We start from the raw sequence: 25,770 nt of genomic DNA, 5'->3' as shown, positions 1-25,770 counted from the left end.
TCACTATTTCTTCAAAAACAAATCGTCAATCCTAAATTTGGTAATTATATTTTTGGGGCTACTCACAAATTATAATCATTGAATTCATATTCTTAAGGAGGCTTCATTCAATGACTGTAATTACAAAATTAAAACAAACTGTTTCTGGATTAAAAAGTGCGCAAGCAAGCTTAGAGGGGTTCGCTCTTGATACGGACAACCAACAAGCAAAACAACTTTTCCAAACAGCTGCACAACAAACACAATCTATTATTGATTCTTTAAACCCACGTGTTGATGAAGTTCAGCAAGAAGAGCCTCAATACGGACAACAATAAGTGAAAGTACTATACCATCTCATGGCACTCACTTTTTGAGAAACAGAAAAAGGATGATTCCATATCATCCTTTTTCACTCAGATTACATAAAGCAATAGAAATGGAATGATCGTAATGCGAAAACTTGGAATCATAACCGCGTTATTCGTACTACTACTCAGCTCATTTACCGGCTGTGGTAGTAGTCCATTAGATAAAAAAGTAAAAAAAGAAGAAGCGAAACGAACAGAGGAAAAGAATGGTCCAAAGTTAACGAAGATGAGTACAGAATCCTTTAATCAGTCTATCTCTCAAGAAGCAAAGAAGAAAGTACTTGCTATGGAGGAAATAATAAAAGCCACAGCCGTTAACTCCAACTTAGATCTTTACATAGCTGTCAAACCAGAGCATCACGAAAGATTCGGTTTAAAACCTCTGCGCACCAAAATCAAAAAACAATTGAGCGATGAGTATCCTACTTTCAATATTCAAGTAAGTACAGATCGAAAAATTTTCATGCTATTAGATAACCTGGAGAACAAAATTAAGAAAAAAGAAGTAAACAAGGATCAGATCAAAAAGCAATTAAAACTCATTCAATCAGAAGTGAAATCCGATACGTAATTGTACGTTTTCTAAAAGAAAAGGAAGGATCCAAATGTCCAGTAAAGACAAAAATTTAACACCTGTACAACAGGAATATAAAAAATTTGCACAACAGCGCGAACCGAAACGGCCTGTTTTAAAAAATTGTATAAAAGCTTTTTTTGTTGGCGGTCTTATCTGTTTTATCGGCCAACTCATCTCTACCTTTTATATCACCTATTTCGATTTCACTGAAAGGTCTGCAGGAAACCCAACAGTAGCGACACTCATTTTCATCTCTATGTTGCTAACTGGATTCGGTGTGTATGACCGTCTTGGACAATTTGCTGGCGCTGGTACAGCCGTACCGGTTACTGGTTTTGGCAATTCTGTTATCGCCGCATGCATCGAACACCGAACGGAAGGCTTTGTCCTTGGGGTAGGTGGCAACATGTTTAAATTAGCAGGATCCGTTATTTTATTTGGTGTATTTTCTGCTTTCGTAATCGCTCTTATTAAAACCATTCTTGTTCAATGGGGAGGCTTGTAAATGTTACAAGGACACCGAACATGGGTATTTGAAAACAAACCAGTTATCATCTCAACAGGTGTAGTCGGTGGGCCATTTGAAGCAAAAGGAAAAATCCCTGAAGACTTTGATACTCTTCATGAAGATTTATGGCTCGGACAAGATTCTTATGAAAAGGCGCATAAAATTTTATTTGAAGAAGCTTGTAGCCGTGCAACGGAAAAAGCAAGACTTCGTAAAGAAGATATTCAATTTGTACTCGCCGGAGACTTAATTAACCAAATTACACCTTCAAGCTTTGCTTGTCGTACACTTGGCACTCCTTATCTTGGATTATTTGGTGCTTGCTCTACTTCTATGGAAGGCCTTGCTCTCGGTGCAAGCATTGTAAATGCAAAAGGTGCAAAATATTTATTAACAGGTTCATCAAGTCATAATACAGCCGTGGAAAAACAATTCCGCTATCCAACTGAATACGGCGGTCAAAAACCACCTACCGCTCAATGGACCGTAACTGGTGCTGGTGCTGCGCTTTTAAGTAGTACAGGAGATGGACCGCGTGTGACATCCGCAACAATTGGACGGATTGTTGATATGGGCTTAACTGACCCCTTTAACATGGGAGGCGCGATGGCTCCAGCTGCTGTCGATACAATCGAAGCACATTTACGCGATATGCAAATTGATGCATCTCACTATGATTTAATCGTAACGGGCGACCTAGGTCATGTCGGACGTGAAATTTCCTATGATTTACTGCATAAGCACGGAACAAAAGTAAAGAGCGAGCAATTTCAAGATTGTGGATTGCTCATTTATCGGGAAGGCCAACCCGTATTAGCTGGTGGAAGCGGGGCAGGTTGTTCAGCAACAGTCGTATACGGACATTTATTAAACCGAATGAAGAAGGGTGAGTTCAAAAGGATGCTTGTCGTAGCGACCGGCGCTTTATTGTCTCCTCTTACATTTCAACAAGAAGAAACCATTCCGTGCATCGCCCATGCCGTATCGATTGAATTTGGAGGTGTAGAGCAATGATATTTTTCTGGGCTTTTGTCATCGGTGGACTCATCTGCGTAATCGGGCAGCTTATGTTTGATGTCGGTAAGCTCACGCCCGCTCACACAATGGCAACACTTGTTGTTGCTGGTGCTATATTAGATGGATTTAATTTATATGAACCACTAATCGATTTTGCCGGAGCTGGGGCAACCGTTCCGATTACAAGTTTCGGAAACGCCCTTGTTCATGGAGCAATGGCAGAAGCGGCAAAGCACGGGATTGTCGGCGTTATAACAGGTATGTTTAAAGTAACAAGTGCTGGTATCTCCGCAGCCATTATATTCGGATTTATCGGCGCATTACTATTTAAACCAAAAGGATAAGAGGTGTTCCCATGACCGTTGTTGCTAGTGTAAAAACATGTCTCGCTAGTTTAAAAGGTGCACAAGCAAGTTTAAGTACCCTTTCACAAGACGCGGCTGACGAAGAAGCAAAACGCGTTTTCCATGAATGTATGTTAGAAATGGATAGTGTTATTGCTGATTTAAAGAACAGAATTTCGATGTTAGAACGGGAAGAACCACAATATAAAGGATTTTAGGCAAACTGGAGGGAATTTATATGCCTCACATTCACATACCAGAATGGCCACTTGTCATTATACGTTCTTTATGTATCTTGATTATTTTATTCGCTATCACAAAATGGCTTGGAAAAAGACAAATCTCTCAGCTTTCTTTTTTCGAATACATAGCCGGTATGACAATTGGTGATATCGCTGCTGAAGTATCGACTGGGCTAGAACAAAACTTTTTCCACGGTGTTTCCAGTATACTTGTTTTTGCGATCGTACCTTTTTTCGCTGGACTTGCTTCTTTAAAAAACAAAACAGTAAGAGACTTCTTTGAGGGAAAATCTACTGTTTTTATAAAAGATGGAAAAGTACTCGAAGATAATTTGAAAAAGGAAAAATATACAAGCGATGAATTACTCGAACTCCTTCGTAAAAAAGATGTATTCAACATAGCTGATGTTGAATTTGCTGTATTAGAGCCAAATGGCGAATTAAACGTCTTATTGAAAAAGGATAGACAACCACTAACCGCAAAAGACATCGGACTAAAAGTGCCGAACGAAAAGGAAACACATACAGTAATTATGGATGGCAATGTACTAGATGAACCACTTTCAGCTAGCGGTCATAATCGCGCTTGGCTTCACATGGAGTTAGAGAAGATTGGAGTTGTAATAGAAAATGTCTTTCTTGGACAAATCGACTCTTACGGACAACTTACTGTCGACATCTATAATGACAAAATCCAAATGCCTTCGCCTCAAAATAAGCCATTGCTATTAGCTTCTTTAAAAAAATGTCATGCTGATCTTGAATTATTTTCTTTAGAAACAAAATCGAAATCAGCAAGTCAAATGTATAGCAAAAATGCAAAACAAATCGAACATGTTTTAAATAAAGTAACCTACCTCTTAAAAGAATAGGAAACAAAAGGACGCTTCTACGAAAAAGGCGTTCTTTTGTTTTTTGCGAATACTATACTTCTCCTATTACGTTTAAATTTATATAATTCGGTTATGATGTTGAAGATACATAAGCAGGGAATTCCAAAAACATAGCGAATAAATCATGATACAACTACATATTTTTTTGATTTAAAGTGGTTTCGTTTGACCTTTATTGACCATAATTGTATTATAAGACTAAGAAAGCTTTCAAAGGAGGAAATAACAGATGAATTTAATTCCTACAGTAATTGAACAAACAAATCGTGGAGAACGCGCTTACGATATTTACTCTCGACTATTAAAAGACCGCATCATTATGCTTGGTAGCGCAATTGATGACAACGTAGCAAACTCAATCGTTTCCCAGCTTTTATTCCTGGAATCTCAGGATCCAGAAAAAGATATTCACATCTACATCAACAGTCCTGGCGGTTCTATCACAGCAGGTATGGCAATTTACGATACAATGCAGTTTATTAAACCACAAGTATCAACAATTTGTATCGGTATGGCAGCATCTATGGGTGCTTTCCTACTTGCAGCAGGTGAAAAAGGAAAACGTTATGCACTTCCAAACAGTGAAGTAATGATTCACCAACCACTTGGCGGAGCACAAGGTCAAGCGACTGAAATCGAAATCGCTGCAAAACGTATCCTATTCTTACGTGAAAAATTAAACCAAATTCTTGCTGATCGCACAGGTCAACCATTAGAAGTTCTACAACGTGACACAGACCGCGACAACTTCATGACAGCAGAAAGAGCACTAGAATACGGCTTAATCGATAAAATCTTTACAAATCGTTAATATACTTAAAAGCGGAAGCGGCTCGTTTAGAACAGGAGGGCGTTGGAATCCCTGATTCCGAGGCGCTTTTTGCCTCGAATGAAGGGGTGAAACGACCGACTGTTCTAGCCGCTGGAGCTGGATATCACTAAAAGCGGAAGCGGCTCGTTTAGAATCGCAACCCAAAAAGGCTATCGTCACGCGCGATAGCCTTTTTTATATCGACCATTTCTCACCATATATCAGCGATTCGACACAACAAATTGACCCAACCAAAAAAGCTATCGCTACATGCGATAGCTTTTACTGTTTATTTTGCACATAAGCAGCCAACGCTTCTAAAGCAGCTTCTGCATCTGACCCTTCTGTTATAATCGTTACGTTACTGCCAGATCCAATCGCTAAGCTCATAATTCCCATTATGCTCTTCGCATTGACTGTTTTACCATCTTTCTCAATGAAAATATCAGCATGAAAACGATTCGCCTCTTGTACAAACAACGCAGCCGGACGTGCTTGCAAGCCGTTTTTTAATGCAACCTCAACCTGTTTTTGAACCATAGCTCCATTTCTCCCCTTTACCGTTATTTTTTTGCTACCGGTTCCCCCGCGCGTAATTTCTCTGCAATTTCATCGATTTTACGCAAGCGATGATTGATACCTGATTTACTGATTTTCCCCCCAGATACCATCTCGCCTAATTCTTTCAATGTTACATCTTGATAATTAATACGTAATTGTGCAATCTCGCGCAGTTTATCTGGCAAGACATCCATTCCCACCGTCTCATCAATGTAACGAATATTTTCGATTTGCCTTAAAGCAGCACCAATTGTTTTATTTAAATTAGCTGTTTCGCAATTCACTAAACGATTGACCGAATTACGCATATCACGAACAATACGAATATCTTCAAATCTTAACAACGCATTATGTGCACCAATAATGTTTAAGAACTCCGTAATTTTCTCCGCTTCTTTTAAATACGTAATATACCCTTTACGCCTTTCCAACGTCTTACTATTTAAATCAAATCCGTTCATCAGTTCACATATAGAATCATTATGTTCCTTGTATAGCGAAAAGACCTCTAAGTGATAAGATGATGTTTCTGGGTTATTTACTGAACCACCTGCTAAAAATGCACCTCTTAAATACGATCGTTTACAGCATTTCTTTTCAATCAATTCCTGCGAGATATTGCGAATAAATGAAAAGTCTTCTCTTACAATATGCAAATCCGCTAATATTTCACGTGATTTTTCAACAAGCCGAACGATATATACATTATTTTTCTTAAGTCGCATCTTTTTACGAACAAGTAATTCTACCGTTACGTCATATCCTTTTTTCAGCAATGTGTAAATTCTTCTGGCAATTGCTGCATTTTCTGTTTGAATATCAATCGAAAGACGACGGTTTGAAAAAGAAAGTGATCCGTTCATTCGAAGCAATGCTGATAACTCCGCTTTCTCACAGCACTCCTTCATCTCAAGCTTTGTCAGCTCTTTCTTTGTTTCTGATGCAAATGACACAGCCCCACCTCCTTATACGATATTTGGGAACAACAATTTTGTCCTATATGAATGAGTAGCGTTATCTCATAAAGAGATAACGCATGCTTATAACAACGAATATAAAATAGAAGCTAGTTTTAATGTATCATGTCTTACAACTTGATCATCATACTTTGCTAATTCATCTTGAATTAAACGAATCTTACTTTCAGCAAAACGATCTTCATCAACTACAACAGGTTCAGACAGCTCTTTTGCATACAGTTTACGTAATTCAGCAGGAATATCATGATTATTTACAATCGCTGTATCGATGAAAGGTGCTCCAAGATGATCATGCAAAGCTTGCACATGATCAAATGCTGTATACCCCATCGTTTCACCGGCTTGTGTCATGACATTACATACATATACCTTTTTCGCCTTTGCAGTAAGAACAGCGTCCCCGATTTTTTTCACGATTAAATTCGGTAAGATACTTGTATACAAACTACCAGGACCAAAAACAAGCAAATCAGCCCGCTGAATCTCCATCAATGTCTCAGACAGTGGTTCTACATCACCCGGTGTTAAAAACACACGATTAATCTTTTTCCCAAAATACGGGATTTTCGATTCACCTGTTACAATTTGCCCATCTTCCAGTTCTGCATGAAGCACAACACTTTGGTTGGCCGCTGGTAAAACACGCCCTCTTACATTTAACACCTTACTCGTTTCTGTAATAGCATGGAAAAAGTCTCCTGTAATCGACGTCATCCCAGCTAGCAATAAATTACCTAATGCATGACCCGTTAAACCTTCTCCGGATGTAAAACGATGTTGAAATAAAGCTTCCACAAGCGGCTCTACATCTGATAACGCAACAAGTACGTTACGAATGTCGCCTGGTGGTGGAATTTCTAACTCATCACGCAATCTACCTGAACTGCCACCATCATCAGCTACTGTAACAACTGCTGTAATATCAACAGGATATTTCTTCAATCCTCTTAATAAAACAGATAGTCCAGTTCCTCCTCCCATGATGACAATTTTAGGTTTTCTCTCTTTTTTCATCCCCTAATGGCCCTTTCTCTTCTCCACATCACGATGAGATACATGAACGATATATTCTGGTTTCAAATGTTTTCCAAGGTATTCTGCAAGCGTAACAGAACGATGTTGCCCACCTGTACATCCAATTGCAATTACAAGTTGACTCTTACCTTCTCTTTTATAATGAGGAAGCATGAAAGTAATGAGATCCGTCAGCTTTTCTAAAAATTTATGTGTTTCATTAAATTTGAGCACATATGACGAAACTTCTTCATCCAGTCCTGTTAAAGGCTTCATCTGTGGAATATAATATGGATTTGGTAAAAAACGAACATCAAATACTAAATCAGCATCAATCGGAATACCGTACTTAAATCCAAATGACATCACATTTACACGAAACGCTTGCTCATTTTCTGTTGAAAACAGATGAACAATTTTCTCGCGCAATTCTTTCGGTTTTAACTCAGACGTATCGAGTACAATATTAGCTCTTGCCTTCATGTCTGTTAATAAATCACGCTCTGCCTCAATCCCTTTTAACGGCAAACCAGTCGGCGCAAGCGGATGCGAACGTCTCGTTTCTTTGTAACGCGTTACAAGCGTGCTATCTTTCGCATCTAAAAATAAAATATGAGGAATGATCCAAGTGCGTTCTGATAAATCATCAAGCGCTCCCCATAAATGTTCAAAAAATTCGCGGCCACGTAAATCAATACCAAGTGCCACTTTATTCATTTTCCCTTTCGAGTCTGCCATAAGTTCAACAAACTTCGGCAATAACATCGGTGGTAAGTTATCTACACAAAAATATCCTAAATCTTCAAAACTTTGTAAGGCTACTGTTTTTCCTGCACCGGACATTCCTGTAATAATTACCATTTTAATATCATTATTCGCTGTCATTGTATCCCCTCCTTGACGGTTTAGCTCGGATCCAATCGATATGAAAGTAATTCAAAATCTGGTGTATATACAAACGTACCGTAGATTATTCCATTTCCTTTAATTAAATAATCAATAATGTGATAATCTCCTGGTGCCATTGCTAACTCATCAATTTTATCAAATGTATGCCAGCCAATGATGCCTTCTTCGCTTTCCAATTTGTTTTCTCCTGCAAAATCTGTCGCTAAAAAGGAGAACATCATCCATTCAGAAACAACTTTATCACCTTCTTGAATGACAAAAGTGAAGACCCCCTTTAACGCTGGGTTCTTTAAATAAATACCTGTTTCTTCACGATATTCGCGAACAACGGAATCTCTTACTGTTTCACCGCGTTCCATTTTCCCGCCCGGTGCAACCCACCAGTTCCGACGAGGTTTTTGTAATAGGAGAACTTCATTATCTTTGATTAACACACAGTTTGTTACTCTTTGCATGTTTCTTCACCTCAGCTACTTATGATGAATTTCTTCATCACATACTCATTTCATTATACTATCAAAAACACTTTGTCACAATGAAGGAGCTCCCGGCCTAAAGAAACAAAAAAGCGATGGAAATTAATTCCCATCGCTTTTGGATTACAAAATAGAATCCCTCACAATTGGCATATCTTATACGCAATATACAAAGATCAAGTCAAATCTTTTAACTCATTATTTGGTAAGAGACGTAAATCCTTATTGATCATCCACAATAATATACGCTGTTCTGATTGGCCCATGTACACCTACGACGAGATTCATTTCAATATCTGCACTATTTGACGGACCAGAAACGAAATTCACACAAGCTGGCAATTTGTCTCCCGCTTTATTTTGATGGTGAATGACTTTTGTAGCCTGGGTTAACCTTGGCACAATCGTACTTTTAGGAACAATTGCAATATATGACTCAGGAAGAAGACTAACGTGCCTTCCTTTTAATCCATCATTAAATAGAACAACGGTTCCTGATTCAGCAAGAGCGATATCACTGAACGTAATGCCAAGGTCAGCAGCTTTCGCAAATTCTATGTTCTCTTCTTTATGATCTAAGCCCCACTTACGAAAATGCATTGTACCTTCATTGCTTAAAAATTGACTGAGACCATATTCCTCAAACCGTTCATCATTAGAATACACAGCAGATTGAATATTCCATTCTGTGAGAAAAGATTGTAATGTTTCAACAAGCCTGGCCTTTGTTGTTCGCTTAACTTGTGTATGGATTACCTCGCATTGCTCTATTAATTTCAATACAAGTTCATCTTGTGTTAATCCGTCAAAAACAGTCCACTGCGGAGAAAAAGACCAGTTCGGTTTTTTTACTGCTTCCGGACGTTTTCTGCCAAGCTTTTCTGATAATTGGAATAAAAATTCCTCACGATTTTGGATGGCCATTATCGTTCTCCTTTTCACGTTTTTTAAACCAATCTCTAAACGGTTGTTTTTCTGGAACTGGAAAATCTCTCGCATCCGTCCAAGCTTTTAACGGACCGATTCCACGTTCGATCTTGTCCCCTTTTGTAAGAGGCTTTAATGCATACGGAGCGGTCTTTGCAGCAAGAGAAAATAATCTGGAGCTATTCACCGCTTTTTCAAAACCTTTCATAGCAACGTTCCAAGCCACAGGTGATTGTTTCGCTTCTTCTACAATGTGGCGGCGATGTTTAATTAATAAATCGTGTAACGGTATTTTCACTGGACACGCTTCTGTACAAGCTCCACAAAGGCTAGATGCATAAGGTAAATCTTTGTATTCATCATATCCTCCTAAAAGTGGTGTCAACACAGCTCCAATCGGTCCTGGATAAATGGAGCCATACGCATGTCCACCGATATGCCGATATATGGGACATACATTAGCCGCACAGCGAATGCACTGAAGGATACTTTGAAATTCTGTTCCTGAAATATTAGAACGACCATTATCAACAATGACTAAATGAAATTCCTCAGGTCCGTCTGTCCCACCGGGCTCGGTTAATCCTGTAATATAACTGGTTAACTTTTGTCCTACAGAACTTCGGCATAGAAGTGTTACTAATACATCAAGCTCTTCCCATGTTGGAACAATACGTTCCATTCCCATAACTGTAATTAACGTTTTCGGAAGCGTCGTGGTAAGTCTTGCATTTCCTTCGTTTGCCACGATAGAAATAGACCCAGACTCTGCAACAGCAAAGTTACATCCTGTCACCCCTACATCCGCTGTAAAAAAATCATCACGCAAATAATCCCTTACAAACCTCGCCATTTCCGTAGGATCAGATGTTCCAGTATAATCTAACTTTGTTTTAAATATTTCACAAATGTGTTCTTTATCCTTATGAAGACACGGAACAACAATATGTGATGGAGGATCGTGGTCGTTCACTTGCAGAATAAATTCGGCAAGGTCCGTTTCTAACACTTCTCCTCCAGCCTCTTCAATCGCTTCATTTAAACTAATCTCTTCCGTTACCATAGATTTTGATTTCACAATTTTTTTCGCGTTTTTCTTTTTTACAATCCCTTTTACATATTCCCTTGCGTCTTCTGCAGTCTTTGCAAAATAAACAAAACCACCATTTTTCTCAATATTTTCACTCAGTTGATACAAATAATAATCAAGGTTTTCTAATGTATGCTTTCGAATTTCTTCCCCTAAAGCTCGCCATTCCTCCCAATTCCCAAGACTCTCAGTAGCTTTTAATTTCTTGCCTCTAAGACCATCTTGCGCTTTCCTGACAGCCTGTCTCATGAATTGATCCCCTATACCTGTTTCAGCACGCTTATGAAAAGGATCATTCCCAATTTTCATTCCCATCTTTATATCCCCCCTCTTATTTTCGATCTTCATTTAATACTTGAGCAATATGCTTTACATCAATTGGATAACCATTGCGTGTTAAACGTCCTTTTATATTCATTAAGCAGCTACAATCCATCCCGATTAACAGTTCTGCACCGGTTTCCATAATATGCTTTACTTTTTCATCGACCATTTGCTCAGAGATTTCTGGCATTTTCACTGAGAATGTGCCCCCAAATCCACAGCAATCATAATTATGTGGTAACGAAACAACTTCCAGTCCCTTTACACATTTTAATAATTTTTGCGGCGGTTCCTTAATCCCCATTAATCGGCTCATATGGCAAGATGTATGAACCGTTGCTTTTTTATGAAGCTCCGCACCTAAGTCTTCTTTCCCTAATACTTCAACAAGAAACTGTGTGAATTCATATGTTTTATTTGCAAGTTCAGTAGCTTTTTTCTTCCACTCTGCTTCACTTTCAGAAAATAAACTAGAAAACTCGTGAACCATCATAGCGCAAGATCCTGATGGCGCTACAACATATTCCGAATTAGCAAAAGCTTTAATCATATGTTTTGCAGCTGTTTTTGTTTCTTTATGATAACCACTATTATAAGCAGGCTGTCCGCAGCAGGTTTGGTCTTTAGGGAAATCAACTTCACACCCTAAATCTTCAAGAATTTCCACGACATCTTTTCCTACTTCTGGATAAAAAACATCTGCAACACAAGTGATAAATATTGACACTTTCATATTTGACACCCCCAAATAAAGTAAAGTAGCCCGTCATGAATTGTACTTTTACAGGTGGTTTACTTTCCTACCAAATGTTAAGAGGCAAGATAAAGCAGAAAAGTAAGCTCAAGTAACTTTTTCACCAAAACGATCGCTTTCGTATATTCTTGGTAAAAAATACAAAAAATATAAATACAAATAACAAAAAAAGTGATTGAGAGCTATCTCTCAATCACTTTTTCTTACTAAAATACGATACAATCGCAAACCCTAAAATAAACGTAATAATAGAACTTACAATCGACATACCACCGGCTGGAATCCCAGGAAATACTACTGCAATCGATCCGATGACAAGCCCAATAATTGCAGCGAATGTTGCACTTTTAAAATGTGCTAATAAGTAGCTAATCCCTTTACTACTCACCACAAATCCAACCATAACACCTGCACCAGTGACTGCAATTAGCGGTAGGTTTAATGTTGTTAATGCATTAATCGCTGTTGGATATACACCAATGATTAATAAAATAAATGATCCGCTAATCCCTGGAAGTAGCATAGCCATACTCGCCATCCATCCTGCCAAAAATAGCCCAATTGTATTTAAAATTGTTAACGTAGTAATTGGATCTGCCGCTTTATCTGGCTTAAAGAATGCTGTTACAGCTACAAGAGCCGCTGCAACGATTAGTATAACAATATGTCCTGCTTTAAATGTTTCCTTTGCATTCGCTTCCTTCATTAACATTGGTAAAATACTTAAAATTAAACCAAGGAAGAAAAACTGTGTTGGCTCATAATGATATTCCAGCAAATACTTAATCACATGACTTAATGTTAAAAGTGCCACCGCCACACCAGCAGCAAGCGGAATTAAAAAGCCTAAATGTTTTTTCCATTCACGACTAAAGAATCCACTAATTGCCGCAAGCAATCTTTCATAAATCCCTAGTACAACAGCAATTGTCCCGCCGCTCACACCAGGAATTAAATCACTAACTCCCATACAAAAACCGCGATATATATTACGCCATTCCATACTGAATAAACTCCTCATTTCCCATAATCATTTTTTTCGTAAATTCTAGTATAACAATAACTACTTGTGCGTCCCATGAGAAATTTGACAAATATTTTACATTCCAAACGAAAAATAAAGAAAGCTACCTTCTATATGATATGATCCCCTTATAGTAGACAGTAAAAAGAAAGCACATTAATCTGTTTACTATGGAGGGGATTTTTTCTATGGGTAAAATTAGAGTAACTTACGATATAGAATTTAAGAAAAAAGCAGTAGATTTATACCTTAAAGAAGGAATGGGATACAAAACGGTCGCTAAAGAACTAGGAATTGATCACTCAGTAGTAAGACGTTGGGTGAAACACTTTGAGGCTGAAGGTATCAAAGGACTAGAAGAAAAACGTGGTAAAGCGAAAGGGCCAGGTGTAGGTAGGCCAAGAATCAAGCCAGAAGATCCAGAAGCTAAGATCAGACGATTAGAAGCGGAAAATGAAATGTTAAAAAAGCTCTTAGGGATGTAAAAGGAGGAATGAAAGCTGTATCCAAAGCGAGAAAGTTTGAAGTCATCCACGAGATGTCGGAAAAAGGTTTTACGGTTACCGTTCTATGCGATATTGCCGGTGTAACCAGAAGTGGGTACTACAAATGGATAAAACGGCACTCGACGCCTTCTGAAAAACAATCGGAGGATGTCAAAATCAAGAAAAAGATATTGAAGTGCCATAAAAAACTTAGGGGAATTTATGGATACAGAAGAGTACAAGTTTGGCTGAAAGTCACCTATAACCTTCACGTTAATCACAAACGTATACAGAGGTTGATGGGTGAACTAGGTATCAAAGCGATTATTAGGAGAAAACGACCTTATTATGGAAAAAAAGAAGCTTATGTGATTTCAGATAACCATCTGAACAGGGATTTCCAAGCTTCAAAACCGAATGAAAAATGGGTAACAGATATTACCTACTTGATTTTCAATGGACAGAGATTATACTTATCCGCTATTAAAGACTTGTACAACAATGAAATTGTTGCCTATGAAATCAGTCGTAGAAACGACCTTAAATTAGTGCTAGATACACTTAAGAAGGCAAGGAAAAAGCGAAATGCGAAAGGGATTCTCCTACATAGTGATCAAGGGTTCCAATACACATCCCGTCAATATAATCAATTACTAAAAAAATATCAGATGAAGGCTAGTATGTCTCGGAAGGGAAACTGTTGGGACAATGCTTGTATAGAAAACTTCTTCAGCCACTTTAAGTCAGAGTGTTTTCATTTATACTCTTTCCGCAAAGCTGATGAGGTTAAATTTGCCGTGCGCAAATATATACACTTTTATAATCACCAAAGATTTCAAAAGAAATTAAATAACCTGAGTCCATATAAATATAGAACTCAGGTTACTTAGTTGTGCTTTTTGAATACAGTCTACTTGACAGGGGTCACTTCAATACGAAGGTAGCTTTCTTCTTCGAAAAGGATTTACATCCTTATTTTTCTGTTACAGTTTTTAATTCCTCTAACAACTCTTCTACATAATGCTGTGCACTTTGTGCTGCGATACTACCATCGCCAGTTGCTGTTACAATTTGACGAAGCATTTTTTCGCGAACATCACCAGCTGCGAAAATACCAGGAACTTTCGTTTCCATACGTTCATTTGTTTCAATATAACCATTTTCATTTGTAATGCCAAGCTCAATAAATGGTTTTGATAATGGTAACATTCCGATATAGATAAAAGCACCGTCTGCTTTAAATTCTTGTTCTTCACCAGTGTTAACATCTACAAGTGTTACACTACCTACTTTACCATTCTCTTCGTTAATTTCTTTTACAGTATGATTCCAAATGAAGTCCACTTTCTCATTTTGGAAAGCACGGTCTTGAAGAATTTTCTGTGCGCGAAGAGCATCACGACGGTGAACGATTGTTACTTTTGATGCGAAACGTGTTAAATACACACCTTCCTCAACAGCAGAATCTCCGCCGCCAACAACAACAAGTTCTTTCCCTTTAAAGAAAGCGCCGTCACATACCGCGCAATATGATACACCACGGCCACCAAGTTCTTTTTCACCTGGTACACCGATTTTTTTATACTCTGCACCACTTGCAACGATAATTGCGCGTGTTTTGTATTCTTTTTTACCAGCTACAACTGTTTTGTATTCTTTGCCATCGATGACTTCTTTCACATCACCATATGCATATTCAGCACCGAATTTTTTCGCATGCTCGAACATTTTATTTGATAAATCGGGTCCTAAAATAGATTCATAACCTGGATAGTTTTCTACATCTTCTGTGTTTGCCATTTGTCCGCCTGGAATACCACGTTCAAGCATAAGCGTGCTTAAATTTGCACGAGACGTATACACTGCAGCTGTCATCCCAGCTGGCCCAGCACCAATAATAATGACATCATAAATTTTTTCTTCTGACACACTATTCACTCCTATTCATTCCTACCATAACTTACCCTCATTATACTGTTAGCATCTGTTTTTTCCCAATGATTTGCCTACGCGTGAGTACGCTTTACTACTTGCACATATTTTCTCACAGTTGCCACAGATACATTATATATATTTCCAAGTTCGGCCTGTGTCATTTTATTTCTCTGTTCTCCGCGCACAATATACTCGATTGCCGCAGACCAACCAAACACGTTTGTAAATACCGTCCCAGATGTATATAGGCGTATAAAAGTACAAAACCAGAAATGTAAGCACTCTTCAATCAATTCATCTTCTTTATTTGTATAGTTATATAAGGCATCCGCAATCCGAATACATTGTTCAAACGGTTGTAACTCGCTCGGAATACTCTTATGACTGCTCATTAAAAAGAAGTATTTTGCCAGTTGCGAAACAATTGGCACACGATTTTTCGCCTGCGTCACATCAAAGAAAAAGCCAATCTTCTCAGGTGTTGTTAATTCATTCATTAAATACAGTGCTAACATTTGCTCTTCTAACGTTGTACTTTGCTGGAAAGATTTCCTCAGCTCTTCAAACAAAACATTCTGTCCTTCATCAGCTAAATGCAGGGCATTCCACGGCTCTTTCCCTTTTTTATCAGGGTGTAATTCTACAACAGATTGCCACATCTTTTCCGCTGTCTGTTGATCTTTTATCATATAAGCAGAGTATGCAAACCAATAGTAAAAGCTGACATCTCCTTCATAACCTTGACGCTTTAATAACCTTAACCATTTATATGCCGATGCAAAGTGACCAATTGTCGCGAATGTTGTTCCTAGCTTTAATCGATGCTCAAATGACATTGGATATACGGATTCTAGTTGCTTCGCTAACGCTTCTACTTGCTTATGCTCTCCAATTGAATATAGAAAAATAAGCGTATTACATAACGCATGCATATTACCAGGATTTTTCTCTAAAATCATCTCTGTTAACTTTAATGCTTTATCTACATTTCCTAACTGAAAATGAGCAATTGCTAAATTATTATAACCCGACCAAAATTCCGGATAATCTTTCGTAACAACTTCAAGTGTAGCAATTGCTTCTTCTAATTGTCCGTTGCGAATATAACGGTTCGCTTGTTCCTGCATGACAATTAACTCATCTTCATCTTCAAACTCTTCCGCATCCATTGATTCTTCTTCCATAATTTCAAGCAATTCTAACGTCTCTTCCACAAATTCCTTCTCTGTAGCTATCTCTAAATATTGCTCCGCATACTTCTTCGCCTGCTGAAACAAGCCAAGATATGCGTAATTATTTGCTACAAAATAATAGCACTGTTCAATATTAGAATTCGAACGAATCAGTTTCAAGAAAATTTGATTTGATTCTTGATACTCACCGACTTCCGATAATACCGTAGCTAATTGACATAAAATAAACGGCTCTTTCTCACTTTGTGCCGCTCTTCGAAAATATTTAATCGCATCTTGTAATTTATGATTGCGATAAGACTTCATCCCTTTTTTATAAAAGAAATCAGCTAATTGATTAAAAGAGATAACTTGTCCGTTCTCCTTAAATATTCTTTGATTTTTCCCCATATATCCTCCAGTTTTTTGTTTTCTTCGTTCATACCTTCTTCTATTTATAAGTATAAACGATTCCGTAAAAAACAAAACAGTATATTATAATCAATTATTTCCTTTTTATTCATAAAAAGAGAAGGGAAATGTTACATTTTTAACATTGACTTTCTCCTCTCTGCCATCTCTTCCTTCGTATAAATGATACGCATTGGATTTCCACCTACAAAAGCACCGCTTGGTACATCACGGTGAACAAGCGTACCTGCTGAAACAATAGCACCGTCCCCAATCTTCACACCTGGCAATACAGTGGAATTTGCTCCAATCATCACTTCATTCCCTATGATTACTTCTCCAAGACGATATTCCGTAATTAAATATTCGTGAGCTAAAATCGTTGTATTGTAGCCAATTATTGAATTTGCTCCAACTGTAATCTTTTCTGGAAACATAGTATCAGGCATAGCCATAAGTGCAAATGATGTTTGCTCTCCGACTTTCATCCGTAAAAACGTGCGATACAACCAGTTCTTCACGGATAAAAATGGCGTATAGCGTGCAATTTGAATAACAATAAAATTTTTCATTACCTTAAAGAAGGATACTGTTTTATACACATTCCATAATGAATTTGCTCCTGAAACAGGGTAGCACGTTGTCCGTCGCACTTTGCTCTCTCCCCTTATCTACTATTCAGACAAAATGGATAATAAATCACTCATTCTATCTAGTACATAATCCGGCTTATACGATTCTAAATACTCTCTACCTTTAATCGTCCATGCCACTGCCGCTGTTTTCGTACCTGCGTTTTGTCCGCCTACTATATCATGATGGTTATCACCAACCATTAATGTTTCTTCCGGTTTTGCATCCAATAGTTTCAATGCTTTTTGAATAGGTTCTGGATGTGGTTTCACGTGTTCTACATCATCAATTGTTACAACAACATCAAAGAACTCCTTTAATTTTGAAAGCTTTAAACCCATTTCTACTGTTTGTCTCGCCTTCGTGGTCACAATTCCAATTTTATAACCTTGTTTCTTTAATTCCTGAACGGTTTCATAGACAGTTTCATATTCTTCCACTAGTTCATCATGATGGTCATGATTAAACTGACGATAGCACTGAATCATCTCATCTACCTTGCCCTCATCCATTGAACGAAACGTCTCATGCAAAGATGGACCGATAAATGGCAATATATCTTCGCGCTTATACTGATCTGGATAGTACTTATTTAACGTGTGTAAAAAAGAAGAAATAATAAGTTCATTTGTATTTATTAATGTTCCATCTAAATCAAATAACACTGTATTTATTTTCATATGCTCGATCCTTTCACTGCCTGAATATGAAAGAAGCAGCATCTCATATAAGATGCTACTTTTCTCTAGTTTTCTGAATATCTTTTATCAGCTTGCCCCATTATACGTCTCACAATAATGAAAATGATAGAAATAACAACAAGCCCGATGGACATCACTTGCGCAATGCGAAGCGGTCCTAACATTAAGCTATCCGTACGTAAGCCTTCCACAAAGAAACGTCCAACTGAATACCAAATTAAATACGTAAAGAATAATTCACCACGGCGTAAATTCGCTTTGCGTAATAACAATAATAGAATTACACCTGCAAAATTCCATAATGATTCATATAAGAACGTTGGATGATAATATACACCATCAATATACATTTGATTCACAATAAACTCTGGTAAATGTAAGCCTTCTAAAAACTGTCTTGTTACTTCACCGCCGTGAGCCTCTTGGTTCATAAAGTTCCCCCATCGGCCAATTGCTTGTCCAAGAAGAATACTTGGTGCTGCAATATCAGCCAGCTTCCAGAAGGAAATACCGCGTTTTTTCGCAAAGAAAATCCCCGTAATCACCGCTCCGATTAAACCACCATGAATCGCCAATCCACCTTGACGAATATTAATAATTTGCCTTGGGTCTTGTACATAATATTCCCACTCAAAAATAACATAGTATGCGCGTGCGCAAATAATCGCGATTGGTACCGCAATTAAAACAAGATCGACAAAAGTATCTTTTGGAATACCTAATCGTTCACCCTCGCGCGTAGCTAGCCAAAGTCCAAGCAAAACACCTGTCCCAATAATAATCCCATACCAATAGACTGGGAACGGCCCAAGTTGAATCGCTACACGATCTAGCTGTGGTACAGAACCTAACAGCATATGTATGACCTCTCTCTCCTAATTTATTCTTGATTTCCTAGTTCAATCGCACTCATTAAGCGCTCAGAAAATTGTTGTGCTGCATTGACTCCCATTCGTTTTAATCTGAAGTTCATTGCTGCTACTTCAATAATAACAGCCAAGTTTCGGCCAGGACGAACTGGAAGTGTAATCTTCGTAAGTTCTGTATCTATAATTTTCATTTTCTCTTCATCAAGACCTAGACGATCATAGTTTTTCTTTTGATCCCAAATCTCAAGATTAATCACAAGTGTAATACGCTTGTAGTTTCGCACAGCCCCTGCACCAAATAACGTCATGACGTTAATGATACCTAGACCACGAATTTCTAGTAAATGCTCAATTAAATCTGGCGAGCTTCCTACTAACGTATCTTCATCTTCTTGACGAATTTCTACGCTATCATCCGCAACTAAGCGGTGACCGCGTTTAACAAGTTCAAGTGCTGTTTCACTTTTCCCGACGCCACTTTGACCTGTAATTAAAACACCAACGCCGTAAATATCTACTAATACACCGTGAACGGCAGTTGTTGGTGCTAACTTACCTTCTAAATAATTTGTTAAACGACTTGATAGTCTTGTCGTCGTTTGGGAAGAGCGTAAAAGAGGCACACCAAACTCACGTGATGCTTGCAATAATTCTCCAGGTACATCTTGACTACGCGTTACGATAATACACGGCGTTTCTTCTGTACAAAGAGCTGTCATTCTTTCTTGCTTTTGCTCAGTTGTTAATGTATCAAAAAAAGTAAGCTCCGTTTTTCCAAGAAGCTGTACGCGATCTGCTGGATAATATGTAAAGAATCCTGCCATTTCAATTCCAGGTCGCGATAAATCACTTGTATCAATTGGACGATGAATTCCTTCCTCACCACTTACTAATTCCAATTGAAATTGCTCAATTAAATCTTTTGTCCTTACTTTCGGCATATGTAAACCTCCACTCCGCTGCGGGTTCATTCTCATTTGATGTAAAATTCCATTCTAACCGATATTGTACCATTTTTTTCTGAAAACAAGAAATATGGTTTCTACTAAATAGAAAAAAACATTTCATGAGATTCATGAAATGTTTTTCTTTTTGTCATTTTTCTATTTTTTCTCAGATAATGGCTCGACAATTACTTTATCAATCAGCATATTTAAAATAGAAATACAAATTGCCGCAAGAATTGCTACACCAAATCCTGATATGTTAAAAGCATCACCTAACAAAGAATCTGTCATCTCTAATGTAATTGCATTAATTATAATTAGGAAGAAACCAAATGTTAAAACAGTAATCGGTAACGTAATTAAAATTAATAACGGTTTTACAAATACATTTAAAATCGACAAAATAACGCTCGCGATAATCGCGGTTTGTATGTTTTCTATGTAAAATGCGTCTGGTGCAATTCCCTTTAGAAGACCTGATACAACAATTAATACGACGCTATTCACAAGAAGTGATAGAATCCATCTCATTTTCTTACACATCCTTTTGATATATATACTTAATCATACGCTAATGGATAGCAAACGCCAAGTAACCATAAAAAAAAGCGAGGGAAAACCTTTCTTTTTTTTTGGGAAGAGAGCATCCACCCATGCATAGGAGGTTCGCCCCATGCCATGTGAAAACAGAGGGAGGAAATGAGTAGGAGTCTCCTTTTGGCTTCGTAGCCGTGATTTGTATGCTGAAAATCGAAATGAGTTTATATAACAACTTATTCCAGCCCTTATACTTGTATACCTGTCACGCTAAATCCTCTCCCAAACAAAAACAAGGAGCTAGCCAATTGGCTTAGCTCCCTACCTCAACCTCATTCATCTTCTCTTTCATACGAGCCGTATCACGCTCTAAAATCTCTTTTAAATACTTCCCTGTATAGGAACGCTCTTCTTTTACAACTTGCTCCGGCGTACCTGACGCAATGATTTGACCACCTTTGTCTCCGCCTTCTGGACCAAGGTCAACAATGTAATCTGCTGTCTTAATTACATCTAGGTTATGCTCGATAACAAGCACAGTTTCCCCACTTTCAACAAGGCGCTGTAATACTTCTAGAAGTCGTGCAATATCATGTGCATGTAAGCCGGTTGTCGGCTCATCTAAAATATATAACGTACGACCTGTAGAACGGCGATGTAATTCAGATGCAAGTTTCACACGCTGCGCTTCACCACCCGATAATGTAGTAGCCGGCTGCCCTAATTTCATATAGCCTAGCCCTACATCTACAAGCGTCTGCAACTTCCGTTTAATTTTCGGGATGTTGGCAAAGAATTCTACCCCATCTTCAATCGTCATTCCTAGTACTTCAGAAATGTTCTTATCTTTATATTTCACTTCTAACGTTTCACGATTATAACGTTTTCCATGACATACTTCACATGGAACATATACATCCGGTAAGAAATGCATTTCAATTTTAATAATCCCATCACCGCGGCAAGCCTCACAACGACCACCTTTCACGTTAAAACTAAAACGTCCCTTTTGATACCCACGTACTTTTGCTTCATTCGTTTGCGCAAACACATCACGGATATCATCGAAAACGCCTGTGTATGTTGCTGGATTCGAGCGCGGTGTACGTCCGATTGGTGATTGATCAATATCAATAACTTTATCTAAATGCTCAAGGCCTTTAATTTCCTTATGAGCTCCTGGCTTACTTTTCGCTTTATATAATTTCTGTGCTAACGATTTATATAGAACTTCATTGATCATCGTACTTTTTCCTGATCCAGATACGCCGGTTACTGCTACAAATGTCCCAAGCGGGAATGACATCTTCGCATTTTTTAAGTTATTTTCTTTTGCACCAATAATCTCGACCTTACGCCCATCCCCTTTACGTCTCTCAAGTGGGACCGGAATAAATTTCTTACCGCTTAAATATTGCCCTGTTAATGAATTATCATCATTCATCACTTCATCTGGCGAGCCAGATGACACAACTTGCCCACCATGAATTCCTGCGCCAGGGCCAATATCAAGTAAATAATCAGCCGCCATCATTGTATCTTCATCATGTTCAACAACGATTAGCGTATTTCCTAAATCACGCATTTCCTGTAGTGTACGAATCAAGCGATCATTGTCACGCTGATGTAAACCGATAGAAGGTTCATCAAGAATATACAATACACCAGTTAAACGAGAACCAATTTGCGTTGCAAGACGAATACGCTGTGCTTCTCCACCTGATAATGTTCCTGCTGCACGGCTTAATGTTAAATAATCAAGTCCAACGTTAATTAAGAAACTTACGCGCTCTTTAATTTCACGTAAAATTAAACGAGCAATCTTTTCTTGTTTTTCTGTCAGTTCAATGCCCTCGAAGAAATCATAAACTTCTTGAACAGAGTACTTCGTTACATCCGCAATCGTTTTTCCGCCAACAAAAACAGCTAAGCTTTCTGGCTTCAAGCGGCCGCCCTTACATTTCGGACACGCCTGCTCCGCCATATACTTCTCCATTTGTTCACGAATGTAATCAGAACTTGTTTCACGGTAGCGACGTTCAATATTTGGAATAACTCCTTCAAATAAAATATCACTTTCTTTCACTTGTCCAAAGTCATTCACATAACGGAAATAAACCTTCTCTTCTCCACTTCCGTACAACACTTTATCAAATAACTCTTTCGGTATATCCTTCACAGGCATATCCATATCAATGCCGTAATGATTACACACAGATTGCAGTAATTGCGGATAATATTGCGAACTAGTCGGTTCCCAAGGGGCAATCGCATGCCCATTTAACGATAAATCCCAATTTGGAATTACAAGTTCTAAATCTACCTCTAACTTTGAGCCAAGCCCATCACAAGACGGACACGCACCAAATGGGCTATTGAAAGAGAACATACGAGGTTCTAATTCACCGATCGAAAAACCACAATGCGGGCAAGCATGATGCTCACTAAATAAAAGCTCCTCTTCTCCAATCACATCGATTAATACACGACCTCCACCTAGTTTCAATGCACTTTCAAGAGAATCTGCAAGGCGGCTTGCAACCCCTTCTTTCACAACGATACGGTCAATTACGACTTCAATGGAATGCTTCTTGTTTTTATCTAACGTAATTTCTTCAGACACATCAAGCATTTCTCCATCAACACGAACGCGAACATAACCTTGTTTCTTTATATCCTCTAATACTTTCACGTGTGCACCTTTACGACCTGATACAATCGGTGCTAACACTTGTAATTTCGTGCGCTCTGGATATTCCAAAACACGGTCTACCATTTGTTCTACCGTTTGTGATGTAATTTCAATCCCGTGGTTCGGACAGATTGGTGTCCCAATACGCGCAAATAATAGGCGTAAATAATCATAAATCTCTGTCACCGTTCCGACTGTTGAACGCGGGTTACGACTCGTCGTTTTTTGATCAATTGAAATTGCTGGCGATAACCCTTCAATTGTATCCACATCCGGTTTATCCATTTGCCCTAAAAATTGGCGCGCATACGCGGATAAAGACTCCACGTATCTGCGCTGCCCTTCGGCATAAATCGTATCAAATGCTAATGATGATTTCCCTGAACCAGACAGACCTGTCACAACAACGAGCTGATTTCTCGGAATGGTTACATCAATATTTTTCAAGTTATGTGCCCTCGCACCTTTTACAACGATAAAATCTTTGCTCACTATTTTCACCCTTCCGCTTTTAATTCTAGCAGTAAATCTCTCAGCTCAGCTGCACGCTCGAAGTCTAGTGCCTTTGCCGCTTCCTTCATTTCTGCTTCCATCTTCGCGATTGTTTTTTCTCGTTCTTTCTTCGTCATTTTCTTAGCCGGCCCAGCTTCATACACTTCTGTTTCTTCTGCAGCTGTTGTTGCACGAATCACGTCACGTACTTCTTTTTGAATTGTTTTCGGTGTAATGCCATGTTCCTCGTTGTAAGCTTCTTGCTTTTGACGACGGCGTTTCGTCTCTTCAATTGCAATTCCCATCGATCTCGTTATGCGATCTGCGTACATGATTACATGACCGTGTTCATTACGCGCGGCACGACCAATTGTCTGAATCAATGATCGCTCTGAACGTAGGAACCCTTCTTTGTCCGCATCTAAAATCGCTACGAGTGATACTTCTGGAATATCAAGCCCTTCTCGCAACAAGTTAATACCAATAAGCACATCAAATTTACCAAGGCGAAGATCTCGAATAATTTCAATCCGCTCTAGCGTTTTAATTTCAGAATGTAGGTAGTTTACTTTAATACCAACATCTTTTAAATAATCTGTTAAATCCTCTGACATTTTCTTTGTTAATGTCGTAATCAATACACGCTCATTTTTCGCAATGCGGTCATGGATTTCCCCTAATAAATCATCTATTTGCCCTTCAATTGGTCTTACATCAATTTGCGGATCTAAAAGCCCCGTTGGACGGATAATTTGCTCCACAACTTCCGGTGTAAGCTCTAGTTCATATGGACCCGGTGTTGCTGATACATACACAACTTGATTCGTTTTCTCTTCAAACTCTTCAAACATAAGCGGTCTATTATCCATCGCTGACGGCAAGCGAAATCCATGGTCAACAAGCACTTGTTTACGCGCTTGGTCCCCATTATACATCGCTCTTACTTGTGGCACTGTTACATGCGACTCATCCATAACAATTAGGAAATCTTTAGGGAAATAATCTATTAATGTATATGGTGTTGAACCAGCTGGACGGAGCGTCAAATGACGGGAGTAGTTTTCAATCCCCGAACAAAATCCCATCTCTCGCATCATTTCTAAATCGTAACGAGTTCGCTGCTCAATACGCTGGGCTTCTAACAATTTACCGTTATCATTTAATTCTTTTAAACGTTCTTCTAATTCTTTTTCAATATTTTCAATGGCAACTTTCATTTTTTCTTCACGTGTAACGAAGTGAGATGCCGGAAAGATTGCTACATGTTCACGTTCTGCTAATACTTCACCTGTTAAGGCATTCACTTCACGGATACGATCAATCTCATCGCCAAAAAACTCAATCCGAATACAATGTTCATCAAGCGATGCTGGGAAAATCTCAACTACATCTCCGCGCACTCGAAATGTTCCGCGTTTAAAATCAATATCATTACGACCGTACTGCACATCAACAAGTTCACGAAGCAATTGATTACGGTCCTTTTCCATACCAACGCGTAAAGAAACCACAAGTTCACGGTATTCTTCTGGCGAACCTAAGCCGTAAATACAAGAAACACTTGCTACAATAATGACATCATCTCGTTCAAATAAAGCTGATGTCGCTGAGTGACGTAATTTATCAATCTCATCATTGATTTGTGCATCTTTTTCAATAAACGTATCGGTTTGTGGTACATACGCTTCCGGTTGATAATAATCGTAATAACTCACAAAATACTCAACAGCATTGTTCGGAAAGAAATCTTTGAGTTCACTATACAGTTGTCCTGCTAATGTTTTATTATGAGCCATTACAAGCGTTGGCTTCTTCACTTCTTTAATAACATTCGAAATCGTAAATGTCTTTCCCGTTCCTGTCGCTCCAAGCAACACTTGATGTTTCTTACCATTATTAATCCCCGCTACCAGCTGCTGTATCGCTCTTGGCTGATCACCTTGCGGGGAATATTCTGAGACAATCTCAAATTGATGTTCCAAACAAAACCGACCTCCTCGTAAAAAATCTGTATTCTCATTTTACCACGAATGCCCATGAAAAAACCAAGAAAACGAACAGATATTCGGTAAAGTTTTCGACAATATAAAGTGAA

At 38.4% G+C, this 25,770-nt stretch carries 28 protein-coding genes; 10 read left to right on the top strand and 18 right to left on the bottom strand.

Annotated features, from left to right (window positions below; translation table 11 throughout):
• The first annotated feature begins 110 nt into the window (after window positions 1–110).
• The 8 genes from MHH71_RS17965 (at window position 111) to clpP (ending at window position 4,742) form a co-directional block, all read left to right on the top strand.
• A complete protein-coding gene (locus MHH71_RS17965) occupies window positions 111–317 on the top strand; it encodes a DUF1657 domain-containing protein (protein WP_003201925.1) in 207 nt (68 codons plus the stop codon).
• A gap of 115 nt (window positions 318–432) precedes the next feature.
• A complete protein-coding gene (locus MHH71_RS17960) occupies window positions 433–921 on the top strand; it encodes a YhcN/YlaJ family sporulation lipoprotein (protein ID WP_018765091.1) in 489 nt (162 codons plus the stop codon).
• A 34-nt stretch (window positions 922–955) separates the two neighbouring features.
• Complete coding sequence (spoVAC, locus tag MHH71_RS17955; protein ID WP_003201921.1) at window positions 956–1,432, top strand: stage V sporulation protein AC; 477 nt, start codon at window positions 956–958, stop codon at window positions 1,430–1,432.
• Complete coding sequence (gene spoVAD, locus MHH71_RS17950) at window positions 1,433–2,449, top strand: stage V sporulation protein AD (protein ID WP_003201920.1); 1,017 nt, start codon at window positions 1,433–1,435, stop codon at window positions 2,447–2,449.
• Window positions 2,446–2,796 carry a stage V sporulation protein AE gene (gene spoVAE, locus MHH71_RS17945; RefSeq protein ID WP_016112492.1) on the top strand — a complete coding sequence of 117 codons (351 nt, stop codon included), beginning with the start codon at window positions 2,446–2,448 and terminating at the stop codon, window positions 2,794–2,796. The genes spoVAD and spoVAE overlap by 4 nt, the downstream gene beginning before the upstream one ends.
• An 11-nt stretch (window positions 2,797–2,807) precedes the next feature.
• Window positions 2,808–3,014, top strand: coding sequence for a DUF1657 domain-containing protein (locus tag MHH71_RS17940; RefSeq protein ID WP_003201916.1), 207 nt, complete (start codon window positions 2,808–2,810; stop codon window positions 3,012–3,014).
• Window positions 3,015–3,034: 20 nt separating this feature from the next.
• Window positions 3,035–3,910, top strand: a complete 876-nt coding sequence (locus MHH71_RS17935; protein WP_006096523.1) for a DUF421 domain-containing protein — start codon at window positions 3,035–3,037, stop codon at window positions 3,908–3,910.
• A gap of 250 nt (window positions 3,911–4,160) precedes the next feature.
• Window positions 4,161–4,742, top strand: a complete 582-nt coding sequence (gene clpP, locus MHH71_RS17930) for an ATP-dependent Clp endopeptidase proteolytic subunit ClpP (protein ID WP_001049163.1) — start codon at window positions 4,161–4,163, stop codon at window positions 4,740–4,742.
• Window positions 4,743–5,024: 282 nt separating this feature from the next.
• Here the strand turns inward: clpP and MHH71_RS17925 are convergent, their stop codons facing one another.
• The 9 genes from MHH71_RS17925 to MHH71_RS17885 form a co-directional block, all read right to left on the bottom strand.
• Entirely contained in the window at window positions 5,025–5,282 is a 258-nt protein-coding gene (locus MHH71_RS17925; RefSeq protein ID WP_006096515.1) for an HPr family phosphocarrier protein, read from the bottom strand.
• A gap of 23 nt (window positions 5,283–5,305) precedes the next feature.
• Entirely contained in the window at window positions 5,306–6,256 is a 951-nt protein-coding gene (whiA, locus tag MHH71_RS17920; RefSeq protein ID WP_006096514.1) for a DNA-binding protein WhiA, read from the bottom strand.
• 87 nt (window positions 6,257–6,343) lie between these two features.
• Window positions 6,344–7,297: a gluconeogenesis factor YvcK family protein gene (locus MHH71_RS17915; protein WP_003201891.1), complete on the bottom strand. Its 954-nt coding sequence runs from the start codon at window positions 7,295–7,297 to the stop codon at window positions 6,344–6,346.
• A 3-nt stretch (window positions 7,298–7,300) separates the two neighbouring features.
• Window positions 7,301–8,182, bottom strand: coding sequence for an RNase adapter RapZ (gene rapZ, locus MHH71_RS17910; protein ID WP_003201889.1), 882 nt, complete (start codon window positions 8,180–8,182; stop codon window positions 7,301–7,303).
• A gap of 20 nt (window positions 8,183–8,202) precedes the next feature.
• Window positions 8,203–8,661, bottom strand: a complete 459-nt coding sequence (locus MHH71_RS17905; RefSeq protein ID WP_001190078.1) for an NUDIX hydrolase — start codon at window positions 8,659–8,661, stop codon at window positions 8,203–8,205.
• A 243-nt stretch (window positions 8,662–8,904) separates the two neighbouring features.
• Window positions 8,905–9,606, bottom strand: coding sequence for a LutC/YkgG family protein (locus tag MHH71_RS17900; RefSeq protein ID WP_018783320.1), 702 nt, complete (start codon window positions 9,604–9,606; stop codon window positions 8,905–8,907).
• Window positions 9,587–11,014, bottom strand: coding sequence for a LutB/LldF family L-lactate oxidation iron-sulfur protein (locus tag MHH71_RS17895; protein ID WP_006096511.1), 1,428 nt, complete (start codon window positions 11,012–11,014; stop codon window positions 9,587–9,589). The genes MHH71_RS17900 and MHH71_RS17895 overlap by 20 nt, the downstream gene beginning before the upstream one ends.
• 16 nt (window positions 11,015–11,030) lie before the next feature.
• The gene (locus tag MHH71_RS17890) at window positions 11,031–11,756 is read right to left on the bottom strand and encodes a (Fe-S)-binding protein (protein WP_003201880.1); all 726 of its coding nucleotides are present in this window, start codon (window positions 11,754–11,756) and stop codon (window positions 11,031–11,033) included.
• 214 nt (window positions 11,757–11,970) lie between these two features.
• The gene (locus MHH71_RS17885; protein WP_006096510.1) at window positions 11,971–12,780 is read right to left on the bottom strand and encodes a DUF368 domain-containing protein; all 810 of its coding nucleotides are present in this window, start codon (window positions 12,778–12,780) and stop codon (window positions 11,971–11,973) included.
• Between the two features lie 209 nt (window positions 12,781–12,989).
• On the opposite strand from MHH71_RS17885, the gene MHH71_RS17880 reads away from it, so the two are divergent.
• On the top strand, window positions 12,990–13,286 hold the full coding sequence (locus tag MHH71_RS17880; protein WP_033799504.1) for a transposase: 297 nt from the start codon (window positions 12,990–12,992) through the stop codon (window positions 13,284–13,286).
• Between the two features lie 8 nt (window positions 13,287–13,294).
• Window positions 13,295–14,176 (top strand): IS3 family transposase, encoded by an 882-nt coding sequence (locus MHH71_RS17875; RefSeq protein WP_006097496.1) that lies wholly within the window; start codon window positions 13,295–13,297, stop codon window positions 14,174–14,176.
• 82 nt (window positions 14,177–14,258) lie between these two features.
• Here the strand turns inward: MHH71_RS17875 and trxB are convergent, their stop codons facing one another.
• From trxB to uvrB, 9 genes are all read right to left on the bottom strand, one after another.
• Entirely contained in the window at window positions 14,259–15,215 is a 957-nt protein-coding gene (trxB, locus tag MHH71_RS17870) for a thioredoxin-disulfide reductase (protein WP_006096542.1), read from the bottom strand.
• 77 nt (window positions 15,216–15,292) lie between these two features.
• Window positions 15,293–16,804 (bottom strand): tetratricopeptide repeat protein, encoded by a 1,512-nt coding sequence (locus tag MHH71_RS17865; protein WP_003201874.1) that lies wholly within the window; start codon window positions 16,802–16,804, stop codon window positions 15,293–15,295.
• 131 nt (window positions 16,805–16,935) lie between these two features.
• Complete coding sequence (locus MHH71_RS17860; RefSeq protein ID WP_006096543.1) at window positions 16,936–17,457, bottom strand: acyltransferase; 522 nt, start codon at window positions 17,455–17,457, stop codon at window positions 16,936–16,938.
• A gap of 21 nt (window positions 17,458–17,478) precedes the next feature.
• Window positions 17,479–18,117 (bottom strand): pyrophosphatase PpaX, encoded by a 639-nt coding sequence (gene ppaX / locus MHH71_RS17855; RefSeq protein ID WP_003201871.1) that lies wholly within the window; start codon window positions 18,115–18,117, stop codon window positions 17,479–17,481.
• Window positions 18,118–18,182: 65 nt separating this feature from the next.
• On the bottom strand, window positions 18,183–18,995 hold the full coding sequence (lgt, locus tag MHH71_RS17850) for a prolipoprotein diacylglyceryl transferase (protein ID WP_003201869.1): 813 nt from the start codon (window positions 18,993–18,995) through the stop codon (window positions 18,183–18,185).
• A gap of 23 nt (window positions 18,996–19,018) precedes the next feature.
• Window positions 19,019–19,948, bottom strand: coding sequence for an HPr(Ser) kinase/phosphatase (hprK, locus tag MHH71_RS17845; RefSeq protein WP_016112515.1), 930 nt, complete (start codon window positions 19,946–19,948; stop codon window positions 19,019–19,021).
• A gap of 162 nt (window positions 19,949–20,110) precedes the next feature.
• Window positions 20,111–20,485, bottom strand: a complete 375-nt coding sequence (locus MHH71_RS17840; protein WP_033799233.1) for a phage holin family protein — start codon at window positions 20,483–20,485, stop codon at window positions 20,111–20,113.
• 319 nt (window positions 20,486–20,804) lie between these two features.
• Complete coding sequence (gene uvrA, locus MHH71_RS17835; RefSeq protein ID WP_006096545.1) at window positions 20,805–23,675, bottom strand: excinuclease ABC subunit UvrA; 2,871 nt, start codon at window positions 23,673–23,675, stop codon at window positions 20,805–20,807.
• Between the two features lie 5 nt (window positions 23,676–23,680).
• Window positions 23,681–25,657 carry an excinuclease ABC subunit B gene (gene uvrB, locus MHH71_RS17830; RefSeq protein ID WP_006096546.1) on the bottom strand — a complete coding sequence of 659 codons (1,977 nt, stop codon included), beginning with the start codon at window positions 25,655–25,657 and terminating at the stop codon, window positions 23,681–23,683.
• Window positions 25,658–25,770: the final 113 nt, after the last annotated feature.

This window comes from Bacillus sp. FSL H8-0534, assembly GCF_038005885.1.
Classification (GTDB): domain Bacteria; phylum Bacillota; class Bacilli; order Bacillales; family Bacillaceae_G; genus Bacillus_A; species Bacillus_A pseudomycoides.
The sequence above is the reverse complement of the archived record's forward strand: the minus strand, read 5'-3'. Positions and strand labels throughout refer to the sequence as shown.